At 40.1% G+C, this 13787-nt stretch carries 13 protein-coding genes; 9 read left to right on the top strand and 4 right to left on the bottom strand.

The genetic code is table 11. The features are described from left to right. Positions 1-25: 25 nt before the first annotated feature. The 9 genes from RBR61_RS03410 (at position 26) to RBR61_RS03370 (ending at position 8477) form a co-directional block, all read left to right on the top strand. Positions 26-940 carry a GGDEF domain-containing protein gene (locus RBR61_RS03410; RefSeq protein WP_320342107.1) on the top strand — a complete coding sequence of 305 codons (915 nt, stop codon included), beginning with the start codon at positions 26-28 and terminating at the stop codon, positions 938-940. Next, positions 940-1590 (top strand): CvpA family protein, encoded by a 651-nt coding sequence (locus tag RBR61_RS03405; protein WP_320342106.1) that lies wholly within the window; start codon positions 940-942, stop codon positions 1588-1590. Before RBR61_RS03410 ends, RBR61_RS03405 begins: the two co-directional genes overlap by 1 nt. Positions 1591-1592: 2 nt before the next feature. Beyond that, positions 1593-2078: a Fur family transcriptional regulator gene (locus RBR61_RS03400; protein ID WP_320342105.1), complete on the top strand. Its 486-nt coding sequence runs from the start codon at positions 1593-1595 to the stop codon at positions 2076-2078. Positions 2079-2089: 11 nt separating this feature from the next. After that, positions 2090-3604 carry a lysine--tRNA ligase gene (lysS, locus tag RBR61_RS03395; RefSeq protein WP_320342104.1) on the top strand — a complete coding sequence of 505 codons (1515 nt, stop codon included), beginning with the start codon at positions 2090-2092 and terminating at the stop codon, positions 3602-3604. 110 nt (positions 3605-3714) lie between these two features. Continuing rightward, positions 3715-4962, top strand: coding sequence for a serine hydroxymethyltransferase (locus RBR61_RS03390; protein ID WP_320342103.1), 1248 nt, complete (start codon positions 3715-3717; stop codon positions 4960-4962). Positions 4963-4976: 14 nt separating this feature from the next. After that, positions 4977-5519: a DUF1882 domain-containing protein gene (locus tag RBR61_RS03385; protein WP_320342102.1), complete on the top strand. Its 543-nt coding sequence runs from the start codon at positions 4977-4979 to the stop codon at positions 5517-5519. 89 nt (positions 5520-5608) lie between these two features. Further along, positions 5609-6265, top strand: coding sequence for an SPOR domain-containing protein (locus RBR61_RS03380; protein WP_320342101.1), 657 nt, complete (start codon positions 5609-5611; stop codon positions 6263-6265). 16 nt (positions 6266-6281) lie between these two features. Continuing rightward, entirely contained in the window at positions 6282-7685 is a 1404-nt protein-coding gene (locus RBR61_RS03375; protein WP_320342100.1) for an anthranilate synthase component I family protein, read from the top strand. Next, positions 7686-8477: a shikimate dehydrogenase gene (locus tag RBR61_RS03370; RefSeq protein ID WP_320342099.1), complete on the top strand. Its 792-nt coding sequence runs from the start codon at positions 7686-7688 to the stop codon at positions 8475-8477. On the opposite strand, the gene hypF is transcribed toward RBR61_RS03370, so the two are convergent. From hypF to RBR61_RS03350, 4 genes are read right to left on the bottom strand one after another with little or no spacing between them, the layout of a single operon-like run. Continuing rightward, positions 8457-10691, bottom strand: coding sequence for a carbamoyltransferase HypF (gene hypF / locus RBR61_RS03365; protein ID WP_320342098.1), 2235 nt, complete (start codon positions 10689-10691; stop codon positions 8457-8459). The two genes, RBR61_RS03370 and hypF, sit on opposite strands and share 21 nt — an antisense overlap. Continuing rightward, on the bottom strand, positions 10691-11032 hold the full coding sequence (gene hypA, locus RBR61_RS03360) for a hydrogenase/urease nickel incorporation protein HypA (RefSeq protein ID WP_320342097.1): 342 nt from the start codon (positions 11030-11032) through the stop codon (positions 10691-10693). Before hypA ends, hypF begins: the two co-directional genes overlap by 1 nt. Then, positions 11033-12025 (bottom strand): hydrogenase expression/formation protein HypE, encoded by a 993-nt coding sequence (gene hypE / locus RBR61_RS03355; RefSeq protein WP_320342096.1) that lies wholly within the window; start codon positions 12023-12025, stop codon positions 11033-11035. Then, positions 12018-13769 (bottom strand): AAA family ATPase, encoded by a 1752-nt coding sequence (locus RBR61_RS03350; RefSeq protein WP_320342095.1) that lies wholly within the window; start codon positions 13767-13769, stop codon positions 12018-12020. Before RBR61_RS03350 ends, hypE begins: the two co-directional genes overlap by 8 nt. Positions 13770-13787 lie beyond the last annotated feature (18 nt).

Here is a 13787-nt window from a genome sequence, read left to right as displayed (position 1 = left end):
AGCATATTTTTTATGGATGCATATTATGGAAAAAAACGATTTAAAAGCACTGATAGAAGAGATTTATGAGAATCTGCTCGAACGTATCAATTCTGATGAGAATGCTACAAAAGGGCAAGTTATCGCCTACTTAAAAGATGCTATTGAGGTCGTTTCAAACATCAACGACAAAGATATAGACTCCATAGAGCATGCAAAAGAGGCTTTTAACAACTCATACAAAGAGCTTGTAAAGCAGAGTTTGACATCTTACAAGAACACAAACGACAAGTTCGGAGAGCTGACCCAGCTTAACAAAGAGACTATGGATCAATGCGGCGAGAAGCATATAAACCTTGAGACATTGACAAAAAAATTCAACGAGATCCAAGCTCATATGACAGAAGAGGTCAAAAAAGCAAACGAAGTGATCTCAGAGCTCACGGACAAAGTAAAGGTGCTTGAACAGACCTCAAACCTTGATCCGCTTACAAAAGTTTTAAACAGAAGAGCTCTGATCTCCTATCTTAAAGAGGTCTGCGCGAACAAAGATATTCCTTACAGCCTCCATGTGCTGATGATCGATATTGACAACTTTAAATCCATAAACGACAACTATGGTCATATCACTGGCGATAAGATTCTCATTTTTATCTCAAACATCCTAAGAAAAGCGCTAAGAGACGGGGACAAGATCTTCAGATTCGGCGGAGAAGAGTTCACTATCATACTAAACAGAAACAGCGATGAGCAGTCCGAAGCTATAGCAGAGAGACTCCTGAAGCTTATAAGCTCGAACAACCTCATATATATGGGTCAAAAAATATCCATAACTGCAAGCATTGGATTAACTAAATTTCTACAAAACGATACTCCAGACTCGCTTATGGCAAGAGCGGACAAAGCTCTCTATGCTTCTAAAAACAACGGAAAGAACATGGTATCTAAGGTCTGCGAATAATGGAATTTAGCTATTTTGACATTGTCGTATCTATCATAGTCCTGTTTTTAGGGCTCAAGGGGATAATCAACGGGTTTTTCAAAGAGCTGTTCGGGCTTTTAGGGATTGTCGGCGGTATTTTTATAGCTTCTCGCGTCGGGGATGATGTCGGGCAGGTTATAAGCGACTCTGTTTTTAAGTTTGAGAACAGTGCTGCCATAGGTTTTACCGGCTTTTTAGTCACTCTGGCTATCTTTTGGCTTTTGATGGTTGTTGTCGGTTTGATCTTCAAAAAGCTAAGCTCTGTAAGCGGGCTTGGTATATTTGACAAGATCCTAGGATTCGTCTTTAGTGCAGGCAAGTTCTTTCTAATCGCTGCCGTTATCTCATACGCAGCATACAACATCAAGGCGATGAGAACAAATATTGACTCCATGATGCAAAACAGTTTTGTATTCCCGGTACTGGTTGAAGTGGGAAGCGTTATTATGAAACTTGATCCGGTCGAGATATCAGAAGATATAAACGCTACCATACAAAAAGGCTCCCAAGCTGTTCAAGAGAGCATAGACGAAAACATTAAAGAGTCTACCGCGCAGATCATAGATGATGCCAAAAAGAAGATAATCCAGAGTGCAGAGCAGAATCTTTCCACCAAAGAGGAGCAGTAAATATGTCTGAGATAACAACCGACTTCAATGATAAAACGGTCGCTTATAAACAGCTTCTTGAGAATTTTAAAACGCTTCTGAAAAAGAACAATCTCAAGTTCACTATCCAAAGAGAGGTTATTTTAGAGACTCTCTACAACTCTGATGAGCACTTGACTCCAGAGGCTCTTCACAATCTTATCCAAGAGAAGTTTCCTGATCTAAAGACAGGGATCGCCACCGTATACAGAACGCTCTCTCTTTTGGAGGAGTCGGACATGGTCACCTCACTCTCTTTTGGGGCTCAGGGTAAAAAGTATGAACTCGGCGCAAAACATCACCACGACCACTTTATCTGCACTTTCTGCGGAACTATTATAGAGTTTGTAGATGAACAGATAGAAGAGAGACAGCATAAGATCGCCGAGGAACTCGGGTTTGAGATGCAGGATCACTCAATGCAGATATACGGTATCTGCAAAGAGTGCCAAAAAAGCAAGAAACACTAAAGGAACAACTATTGGTTTTTGACAATAAATTTATACAACTAAGAATAGAAAAAGCAGAACTTCTTAAAAAGGATGGGATAAACCCATACTCCAACGACTCAAAAAGAAGCACAACTATCGAGAAATTTTTAAACGTAAACGGTGATATTTTTCACAAGGAGAACAAAAGAGACGAGAAGCGCCACTATGTAGTAAGCGGGCGTATAAAGTTTTTCAGAGTTATGGGAAAAGCGAGCTTTATAAAGATCGAGGATGAGAGCGGACTTCTCCAGGTCTATGTTGCAAGAGACAATCTTGCAGAGGGTTTTTATAACGACGTATTTAAGAAAAACATAGAAGTGGGAGACATTGTAGAAGTACTTGGTTACCCTTTTGTGACAGGACAAGGAGAGCTCTCACTCCATGCAGACGAACTAAGACTTCTCACAAAAGCGATATCTCCGCTTCCGGAAAAATTTCACGGTGTAACCGACAAAGAGATCAGATACAGAAAAAGATATCTAGACCTTATCATGAACGCAGATGTCCGCAAAACATTCAAGATCCGCTCAAAAGTGATCTCACTGACCCGCCGCTTCTTTGAAGATAAAGGCTTTTTAGAGGTTGAGACCCCTATGATGCACCCTATTGCCGGCGGCGCAAACGCCAAGCCGTTCGTTACACACCATAATGCGCTTGGCATAGACAGATACCTCAGAATCGCTCCGGAGCTATACCTCAAAAGATTAATTGTAGGCGGATTTGAGGCTGTTTTTGAGATCAACCGTAACTTCAGAAACGAGGGGATGGACGCTACTCACAATCCGGAGTTCACATCTATTGAGTTCTACTGGGCATACAAGACCTACAAAGACCTCATTGAGATCACAAAAGAGTATTTTAGATACCTATTTGACCATCTGGATCTTCCTACGCAGCTTCCTTACGGAGACCTGGAGGTCGATTTTAGCAAGTTTTCAGAAGTTCCTCTTATAGAGTCGCTATACACCATAGGCGGAGTTCCTCAAGAGATAGTAAACGACAAAGATAAAATAGTAGCATTTTTAAAAAGCAACAATATTCAGGTAAAAGATGGTCTGAGCCTTGGACAGCTTCAAGGCGAGCTCTTTGACGAATACGTTGAAGCAAAACTTATCAACCCTACTTTTATCACGGAGTACCCTGTTGATATATCTCCGCTGGCAAGAAGAAGCGATGCAAACCCTGAAATAACGGAGCGTTTTGAGCTATTTATTGCAGGACGTGAGATCGCCAACGCATTTAGCGAGTTAAACGACCCGGTTGACCAATATGAGAGATTTAAAACTCAGGTCGAGTCAAAAGAGAGCGGCGATGATGAAGCGCACGAGATGGATTTAGACTTTGTAGAGGCACTAAGCTACGGAATGGCACCGACAGCAGGACAGGGCATCGGGATAGACAGACTGGTTATGCTTTTGACAAATGAGCACTCCATAAGAGACGTATTGCTGTTTCCGGCAATGAAACCTATAAATACACAAGAGAAACAAGAAGAAAACGAGTAAGTAAATGGTTTTATCTGACACGAATGTGTCAAGCTTTAGTGCCAAAGTGGCTAGCGTAGCGAAAGGAATTACTTCCTTTGGCGTTTTAAATTAAATAAAAAGGAATAAAAATGAGTTTTTTACAAGAGTATGATAAAGAGATATTTGACCTGTGCGAAAAAGAGTTAGAGCGCCAGAGTGATCACCTGGAGATGATAGCATCGGAGAACTTTACGCTTCCTGCCGTCATGGAAGCTATGGGTTCTGTTTTTACCAACAAGTATGCAGAGGGCTATCCGGGCAAACGCTACTACGGCGGATGCGAATATGCCGACGGTGTTGAGCAGTTGGCGATTGACAGAGCATGCAAACTTTTTGGATGTAACTACGCAAACGTGCAGCCTCACTCAGGAAGCCAGGCAAATGCCGCAGTTTATGCAGGTCTATTAAAAGCCGGAGATAAACTTCTTGGTATGGATCTTAGCCATGGCGGTCACTTGACTCACGGTTCAAAGCCGAGCTTTTCAGGACAAAACTACTCAAGCTTCACATACGGTGTTGAGCTTGACGGACGTATGAACTACGATAAGATCATGGAGATCGCAAAAACTGTTCAGCCGAAGATTATTGTTTGCGGCGCTTCTGCTTATGCAAGAGAGATCGATTTTGCAAAATTCCGCGAGATCGCTGATGCAGTTGGAGCTATATTGTTTGCAGATATCGCTCACGTTGCTGGTCTTGTGGCGGCAGGCGAGCACCCTAGCCCGTTCCCTCACGCTCATGTCGTAACAACAACGACTCATAAAACTCTTGCAGGTCCAAGAGGCGGTATGATCATGACAAATGACGAAGAGATTGCTAAGAAGATGAACTCTGCGATCTTCCCTGCTCTTCAAGGCGGACCGCTTGTACATGTTATTGCTGCAAAAGCCGTTGGATTTAAGTACAACCTCTCTCCTGAGTGGAAAGAGTACGCTAAACAAGTAAAAGCAAACGCGAAAGTGCTTGGAGAAGTACTTGTCAAGAGAGGTTACGATCTTGTGAGCGGCGGAACAGACAACCACTTGGTTCTTCTGTCGTTCTTAAACCGTGATTTCTCAGGAAAAGATGCGGATATCGCTCTTGGAAATGCGGGTATTACCGTAAACAAAAATACTGTTCCAGGTGAGACAAGAAGCCCGTTCGTGACTTCAGGTATCCGTATTGGAAGTCCTGCTCTTACTTCAAGAGGGATGAAAGAGAAAGAGTTCGAATTTATAGCAAATAAAATAGCGGACGTTCTTGATGATATCAACAACACGGAGCTGCAAGCCGCTGTTAAAAAAGAGCTAAAAGAGCTGGCTCAAAACTTCGTAATTTATCATCAGTCAACTTACTAAGGTCGGTTGTTAAGATGACGGTATCAGATTTAAACCTTATAAAGATGGTAAACGACCACTACTGGATCAAAAGAGACGAAGTAGTGGAGAAAATTCTGTACAAGGGGCGCACCTTTTACAACAAGTTTGAAAAAGTAAATGCGATCTTATCCCAGTCTGTCATCAATCAGCATATAAAAGGCGAGATAACCGTAGCTCACTCAATAATCAACAAAAACAACAAAGTCGAAAATATCGTGATCGACTACAACGGAAGAGACCCTGAGCGTTTTTATCATAAAACTCAGCTTCTTCTTCGCGAAGAGGGGTTCATAAACTTCACTGCCTACAGAACAAAAACCGAAGGGCATCTTCACGTCTACATCCACAAAGGCCACACAACACTGCAAGAAGCTATACAGCTCGGCAAAATGATAAGCATGAAACTTGCGGCAAAACAGCCAAAACAGTGGAGAATGTTTCCAAATCCTGACATGCCGGATGAGTATAATATTCTAACTCTTCCTTACGAGGTGTATGCAAAAGAGCGCGGGGCATCCTGGTCAAAGCATATGTAGTGGAATAGAGTATGCTTTTTGACAAATAAAGAGTACTCATAAACAAGTTTTGGGTATTATTATGAGAGAAGAATTATAAAGGAGTGGTTATGGAAGAAAAAAATGAACTAAATGATATTATCTTAAATAAAGGTGGTTCATCCGCGGGGAATAAAAAGATAATTTTAGCAGTGGCGACACTTGGTGTTGTTCTAATAATTGTAGTTATGCTGATGAATACTCTTACATCAAGCGGCACTGACAATCTGCCTCAAGCCGTTCTTCCTCCTCAGCCTCAAAAAGAGGTCCAAACACAAAATGACGAGCCTCTTTTTGAAGATGTTACCGTTGTTCAAGAGAGTGAGCCTGAAAACACCTCTTTGGATGAGATCGCTCAAAAACTAAAAGAGGAGAGCTCAAAAGAGAATCTTCAAACTGCAGAACAAGAGGTTGTAGAACCTGCTCCAGTTGCACCAAAAGTTGTAGAGACGAAAAAAGCAGTAACAGAGCCAAAAACTGCTGCTCCCGCAACTTCGGGTGAGTACTATATTCAAGTCGGTTCATTTGCAAAATATGAGCCAAATAAAAAATTTCTAGACTCTATTTTAAATCTCGGGTACAAATATAAATTCCATAAAGTGACCGTAAACTCTAAGACTTTAAACAAAGTACTAGTCGGACCTTTTGTCAATGAAGCAGAAGCAAGAAAAGCGTTGATCCCGGTTAGAAAGTCTGTAGAAGCAGGTGCTTTTTTAACTAAAATATAACCAAATAAGGTTTTTTTTGATTTACTCTAAACAATTTATTCAAGACCAGTTAGCTCCCGTTGCTATCTACGCAAAACTAAAGGCGATCTTCAAAGATGAGATCTCCTATCTTTTTGAGAGTGCAGGACAAAGCGAAGGTAACTACAGCTTTATCTGCATCGGTGCCAGAGAGAGAGTTCAGTATATAGATGGAAAAACCCTATATACAGATGCAGAGGGCTTAACACACACAAAAGACGAATCTCCTTTTACTTTTTTAAAAAACTATTACAAGAACATTGACACATCCATCTACAAAAAAGCGTCTGCCGAGCTTAAAGTCGGCTATGTGGACGGCTTTATAGGCTATATCGGTTACGATATGGTCAAGGTTTTTGAACCAAAGCTCCATAACACGATGGATGGTCTGAGAGATGAGCTAAATACGCCTGATCTGGACCTGATACTTCCAAAAATAATTCTAGTATACTCCCACAAAAACTATCAGCTCACACTTATAAGTACTCAAGAAGAGATGAGCAAAAAGTTTGAGATGATAGAGAGTGAGCTTAAAAACTCATATGAATATATCCACATGAAGCGAAACATAGGCAATGATAGCGGAAGTTTTGCATTCTCAAAAGAGCAGTTTTTTGAGATGGTCGAGAAATCAAAAGAGATGATAAGAAGCGGCGATGTTTTTCAGATACTTATGACAAACCGCTTTACGAGAAACATACATGTAGACCCTTTTAGCTTCTACAGGATCCTTAGAAGCAAAAACCCATCACCTTATATGTTTTTGATGGAGTATGAGGATTTTAACATAGTAGGCAGTTCTCCTGAGGTTATGGTTAGGCTGACAAACGGTGAACTTCTTCTTCGCCCTATCGCGGGAACAAGAAAAAGAGGTGCGACCAAGGCAAGAGATAAAGAGCTTGAAGATGAGCTTTTGGCAGACCCAAAAGAGCTCTCAGAGCATCTTATGCTGATCGACCTTGGCAGAAATGACGTCAGCCGTGTTGCAAAAACAGGAAGCGTAAAAGTTGAAAATATGATGCATATCGAGAGATTTTCTCATGTTATGCATATAGTCTCTGACGTTACGGCTACGCTTGCTGATGACAAAGATATGTTTGATCTCTTTATGGCTACATTTACTGCCGGGACAATGACGGGTGCACCAAAGATAAGAGCGATGGAGCTCATCGCCGAGTATGAAGGGCTAAAGCGCGGTTTTTACAGCGGAAGTGTCGGCTACTTCGGATTTGATGGTAATATGGACAGCGCAATTACAATCAGAACAGCTCTTGTAAAAGATGACAAAGTCGTCCTTCAAGCGGGTGCTGGCGTAGTTGCAGACAGCCAAAACGAATTAGAGTACTTGGAAGTTAAGAACAAACTTGGCGCACTTGTCGCCTCGCTTGAAGATCTGGACTAAATGAAACTCTTTGCCATCTTTGGCGACCCGGTTGCGCACTCACGCTCTCCGCTTATGCACAACTCTGTATTTAAACATCTAAATTATGATGCCTGCTACACGAGAGTCCATCTTCCAGACGGCTCAAAGCTAAAAGAGACTTTTTTTGCTCTAAATCTTAGCGGAGCAAATATTACCGTTCCTCACAAAGAAGCGGCTTATGAGGCTTGCGATGAAGTAAGAGGCTTTGCCAAGAAGGTTGGAGTCGTAAACACTATCGTAAACGAAAACGGCAGACTTATAGGCTACAACACCGATGCAGACGGTTTTATGTTTGCCATCAAAGAGTTTGGCGCTATTAAAAATATTTTAGTTCTTGGTGCAGGCGGAACGGCAAAAGCGCTCTGTGCAAGATTTATGGAAGACGGCATAAAAGTAAGTGTCTTAAACAGAAGCCAAGAGAGACTCGCATACTTTAGAGAGCTTGGATGTGAGTGCTTTAGCTGGGATGATTTTAAAATATCAAAATATGATCTGGTTGTAAACACCACAAGTGCCGGACTTAAAGAAGAGATTCTACCATGTCCATCAGATTTGTTAGAAAAAATTCTAGACAACAGCTCATTTGCGGCAGATGCTATCTACGGAAAAATGACACCTTTTTTAAAACTCGCAAAAAGCAAAAACATCACCTTTAAAGACGGTGCCGATATGCTTCTTGGACAAGGCGTTTTAGCGAACGAACTATTTGTAAACTATGAGCTAAAAACTGAAGAGATCAAACTTCATATGTCAAAGAGTTTTGAACTCTAAAGAGGCGGCTAACGCCTGTCCGTAGGCTATTGCGCCATCATTGCTTACAAACATCTCAGGCAAAATAACATCGGGAATTTTTCTCATAATCAGCCTTAAAAGCACTCTGTTTTGAAACACTCCGCCGCCCAAAACTAAAGGTAAATCGTACTTTTTGTGCATCTCGTAAATAATCTCAACTATCGTGTTGAAAAATTTTGAAACCGCAACACGACTGTTTTCTTCATCTAAAATCTGTCTAAATATTTGGCTGAAATCTATCTCGCCATCTTCTATGCCAAATATATAACTCTCCAAAATATTCTCATCATAAAGGCTCTCCAAAAGCAGTCCGCTCTCTCCCTCGTAGCTGCAAACTTGAACAACACCCAAGATTGATGCCAGTGCATCGAAAAGTCGCCCGCATGAGCTTGAGAGCGGCGAATTTAGTCCGTTTTTCCATGCCGTGTAAAGTGTTTTTATCTCAGCGGCAGAAAATGAGTTCAGAGTTGCATTGTTAAGGTTAAAAACATCCTCGCCGTATATATCAAACAAAAAGCTAAGAGCAACTCTCCGCGGCTCTTTTATCGCTCTCTCGCCGCCAAGAAGTTTAAAGTACTTAAAATGAGCAACTCTCTCATAACCCTCCAAGTCGCAGACAAAAAACTCTCCGCCCCAAAGATTGCCATCATCTCCGTATCCGGTGCCGTCAAAACTGACACCCAAAACTTTTGTCGTTATGCCGCCTGCGCCCATAGTTGCCAAAATGTGCGCATAGTGATGCTGAACTTGAAGCAATTTTAAATCTTGATTTTGCATCACTAACTCTTTTGCGTATTTTGTCGACTCATAGTTTGGATGTTTATCGCACACAACAACATCGGGCTCAAACTCATAAATCCGCTTTAACGTCTCTATGTGCGATTTGTAATGCTCTATGCTCGACAAACTTCCCAAATCACCGATGTAAGGAGATAAAACAACACTCTCTGAGATAGTAATCGCCACACTGCTCTTCTGGTTTGCGCCAAGTGCCAAAATCTTCTTGTCCGTTTTATGAGGAAGTTTAAGATAGAGAGGCGCATATCCTCTTGCATCTCTTAGCATAAATGTTTTCTCACCTTCGACAAAGGCTACCGAATCGTCACAGCTGTTTACAATCTCTCTGTCGTTATCCAAGCAGAAATCCCAAATGCCACGAAGCCTCATAATCTCATCATAACTTTTGCAAAGCGGCTCGTCTGAAATATTCGCACTTGTCGCAACTATGGGTCTGTTCAACCTTTGCAAAATAAGATGATGAAGCGGAGTGTATGCCAAAAAAAGCCCGATTTGGTTGATATTTGGAGCGACATGTCGGCTTAGAGCGTTATCTTCTCTTTTTTTAAACAGCACGATAGGACGTCTGTTTGAGCAGAGCAACTCCTCCTCTTTTTCATTGATAGTGGCAATATTTTTTGACATGTAGATATCTTTTACCATCACTCCAAATGGCTTTGATGGTCTCTGCTTTCTCTCTCGCAGAAGTTTCACTGCTTCATCATTTGTCGCATCACAGACAAGATGATAGCCCCCTATTCCTTTTATGGCAACAATCTTGCCATCAGCTATAAGCTTGGCTGTTTTATCTATGATATTTTCACTCTCTATCACCTTACCGCTGTTATCAAACAAAGAGAGTTTTGGTCCGCACTCGTGGCACCCGATGGGCTGAGCGTGGTATCTTCTGTCATGCGGATTTTTATACTCTTGTGCACACTTTTGGCACATTTCAAACTCATCCATAGATGTATGTTTTCTGTCGTATGGAAGATTTTTTATGATGCTAAAACGGGGTCCGCAGCTGACACATGTAATAAACGGATGCTCAAATCTGCGGTTGCTTTTATCATGAAGCTCACGCTCACACTCCTCGCACATTGCGATATCAGGAGGAATATGGCTGGAGAGATTTTTAGAACCTTCGCTCATCTTTATGCTAAAGCCATCAAACGATTTTGTTTTTTTTTCTTGAGTTATCTTTATGGAGTCTATTTCACTTAGCGGGGGCTTGTTGTCTCTTATCTTTTTTACAAACTCATCCAGCTCTTCTTTTGTCGCATCAAGAAGTATCAGCACGCCGTAACCGTTGTTTGAGACCTCTCCGTACAGACCCATTAAAGCGGCAAGATTGTAGATAAAAGGACGAAATCCGACACCCTGCACCACGCCTCTTATCTCAATGCTAAACACCACTACTCTAACTCCAAACTCATCAAATACATCTCTTCGCCATCAAGAACTTTTATGTCATAACTGCCGCATTTTGGGCAGATAAACTCATTTTTATCGAGCTCTTCAACCACGCCGCAGACGTTGCAATGCACTTTTACCTTTTGAAGATTTAGAACCAACTCCGCCTCGTGACATATCGTGCCGAGCCTGAACATCTCGTAAGCTTTATGCAGAAGATGCGGCTCAACTCCGCTTAAGATCCCTATTTTCACGACAACTTTTGTCACTTTTTTTGCATTATTTTTTCTCGCATGCTCCTCGCAACTATCAATAAGCGATTGAACGATGCTGTACTCATGCATTTAGCAGATCCTAGGGAGAAGCTCACCGGTTGGCGTATCTAAAAATCTCTGCGTACCCCATGCCGAATTTATGATGACTTTTTTAAGATGCTTGTCGGTTACTTTGCCGATGATGGAGGCATTTTTGTTAAATGTTTTTAAAATCTGCTCTGCCCTTATGGCTTCCTCTTTGTTCACTGCAAGCAAAAATGTCCCCTCGTTTGCCAGAGACATCGCATCAAACCCCAAAAGCTCGCAAAGCCCCATAACTTCATCGCTTGTGACGATTTTTTCCTCATCTATCTCTATGCAAATATTTGACTGCCTCGCCCACTCGTTAAGAGCTGCACTCACACCACCGCGTGTCGCATCGCGCATAGCCGTTATCTTTACACCCTCATCTATAAGCGTTTTTACTATCGGATAGAGCGAAGCGCAATCGCTCTTAAGCGCAGAGCTGAGTTCTATGCCCTCGCGAGATGCAAAAATGGTCGCTCCGTGACACCCTATATCTCGGCTCAGAAGTATGACATCCTCTTCGCTTATGCTGTTTGAACTGATGCATCTTTGTAAAATCTCCCCGATACCTGTCGTGTTTATAAATATCCCATCCACACTGCCGCGAGGCACAACTTTTGTGTCTCCGCTCACAACCTGCGCGCCGTTAATTAGCAGCTCTTTTTGCATGGATGAGACTATGCGCTCAAGCACATCTGCGCTAAAACCCTCTTCGATAATCACGCTGCATGTAAGATATTTCGGCTTCGCACCCATCATGGCAAGGTCGTTGCATGTTCCGCAGACTGCAAGTTTGCCTATGTCCGCGCCTGCAAAAAAAAGCGGAGTGACCGTAAAGCTGTCGGTTGAAAATGCCAAAGTTCCGCCCTCTATCACCGCCGCATCTTCGCTTTGCTCTAGTATGTCGTTTTTAAATGCTTTGTAAAACACATGAGAGATTAGCTCGTTGTTCTCCTGCCCGCCGTTACCGTGTGCTAAGGTTATTGTTTTAGTCATCTTGATTTAATATACCTACTGCTTTGTTATAATTTTCTTCATCAGCGTAAAAATACTCTTCTAAAAGCGGTTTGATTTTATACTCTTTAACAAACTCTAAATCTTCACTGTTTTGTATATTCATAAAATAACTATGCCCTAACATGTAATCTTCGTTTAGGTTCTCTTTTATAAATATATTTAGAGCATGAAACAGCTCTTTTGCTTTTACATGTGAAATCAAATCAATATTTGGTTTCATCTTTAAAAATGTAAATCTTCGTCTAAGAGCTATGTCAATAGTTGCGATAGATTTATCCGTTGAGTTCATAGTAGCTACGATGTAGAGGTTTGATGGCACTCTAAACTTCTCTTTTGAGTATGGAAGTGTCACCTCATAACCATCTCTTTTATCCTCTTCAATGAGTGTGATAAGTTCTCCAAAGATTTTAGAGATATTTCCTCTGTTTATTTCGTCTATGACTATGTAGAAGTTTTTTTCTTCTATCTTATCAATTTTTTGTATATCTATTTTTTGTTTCTTTTTAAACTCTAAAAAATGCTTCATAAAATATGAAAAATAAGTAGCATGTTGTTTAGCTAATCCACTTATATTATGAACCTTTTTAATCTCTTTTCTTTCATAGATATTTGAGTTATATAATAATTCTATATCAGCAAATTTCATTCTTTGAGTATTGCCCCAATTATCACCTTGATATCTAAAAGCATCATGCTCGATATTTGTAATATATGCTGTTTCATTAATATCAAATTTTTTATTTTTCTCTATTTCATCTTCAATATAATCTTTAAATAAATCAAATAACTCTTCAAATTTTCTCTCTTCTTGTATTGTTTCTATATTTTTTTGACTATTTTCTAGATTTTTTCTTGCTTTATCTGAAATAATTTTAAAAATACCATCTTTTCTAACTATTTTATCTTCTTCTTCACTTGGTCGAAAGCCCTCTATAAAATCCTCATAAGAGTAGCTTTGATGAAAGGTCACAAACTCAACTCTGCCATCTTTTTTTATGCTCTCAAAAGCATTATTTTTTAAATCTACATGTTGATTTTTTGAAACGACATCAAAAATCTCATTTTGGCTTTTGCCATCCTCTATCATGGAAATTATATTTTTATAGTTATGAGTCTTTCCAACTCCAGGAGCACCATAGAGGATTATGTTTTTAATTTTGCAGCTAGAAAGCAACATATTTACCCTATAATTTTCTGTTTTTAAATCTATTTGTCCATTTCTATATTCATTAATCCTATTCAAATATCTATTAAACTCATGTTCACTAATTATATATTTATCTTCCAACGCATATTTTTTTATTAATTCTAAACATTTATTTCTAAAATCCTTTATGTAATAATCTAAATTTTCAAATACATCTTTCTCACTAAAGATATACCAATATCTATTTCCAGCAGCCTTTTGTTCGGCTTTAGGTAAAAAATGTACTAATTCTTCATAAAATTTGATTTCATTATCATCAACGTTGAGAACATTATTGAATACGATTTCTATAAAACTTCTATCATTATTTTGTTCATATACAAATCCTATTGTTTGTGTCTTATTATTACTATCGCCCCTATTAAATAAAGGAATATTGATATAATTTTCATTTCCCAAAAACCAATAACCAGCGTCTAATCTTTCGCCTTTTTTTCTGAGATAAAAAGTAAAATCTTTATGTTCTTCCCTGTATGCAAGTAGCCTGCTTAAAATTTTCTCATGTAATTCTTTCATAATAACCCCTTTATTCTA

Origin of the sequence: Sulfurimonas sp. (genome assembly GCF_034005705.1) — a bacterium.
Lineage (GTDB): Bacteria > Campylobacterota > Campylobacteria > Campylobacterales > Sulfurimonadaceae > Sulfurimonas.
The sequence above is the reverse complement of the archived record's forward strand: the minus strand, read 5'-3'. Positions and strand labels throughout refer to the sequence as shown.

What these genes read in the sequence shown, in the direction of transcription:
- hypA (WP_320342097.1), bottom strand. Translation starts at nt 11,032, where the DNA reads ATGCATGAGTACAGCATCGTTCAATCGCTTATTGATAGTTGCGAGGAG.
- hypE (WP_320342096.1), bottom strand. Translation starts at nt 12,025, where the DNA reads ATGACTAAAACAATAACCTTAGCACACGGTAACGGCGGGCAGGAGAAC.
- RBR61_RS03385 (WP_320342102.1), top strand. Translation starts at nt 4,977, where the DNA reads ATGACGGTATCAGATTTAAACCTTATAAAGATGGTAAACGACCACTAC.
- RBR61_RS03350 (WP_320342095.1), bottom strand. Translation starts at nt 13,769, where the DNA reads ATGAAAGAATTACATGAGAAAATTTTAAGCAGGCTACTTGCATACAGG.
- RBR61_RS03390 (WP_320342103.1), top strand. Translation starts at nt 3,715, where the DNA reads ATGAGTTTTTTACAAGAGTATGATAAAGAGATATTTGACCTGTGCGAA.
- RBR61_RS03380 (WP_320342101.1), top strand. Translation starts at nt 5,609, where the DNA reads ATGGAAGAAAAAAATGAACTAAATGATATTATCTTAAATAAAGGTGGT.
- RBR61_RS03405 (WP_320342106.1), top strand. Translation starts at nt 940, where the DNA reads ATGGAATTTAGCTATTTTGACATTGTCGTATCTATCATAGTCCTGTTT.
- RBR61_RS03370 (WP_320342099.1), top strand. Translation starts at nt 7,686, where the DNA reads ATGAAACTCTTTGCCATCTTTGGCGACCCGGTTGCGCACTCACGCTCT.
- RBR61_RS03400 (WP_320342105.1), top strand. Translation starts at nt 1,593, where the DNA reads ATGTCTGAGATAACAACCGACTTCAATGATAAAACGGTCGCTTATAAA.
- RBR61_RS03410 (WP_320342107.1), top strand. Translation starts at nt 26, where the DNA reads ATGGAAAAAAACGATTTAAAAGCACTGATAGAAGAGATTTATGAGAAT.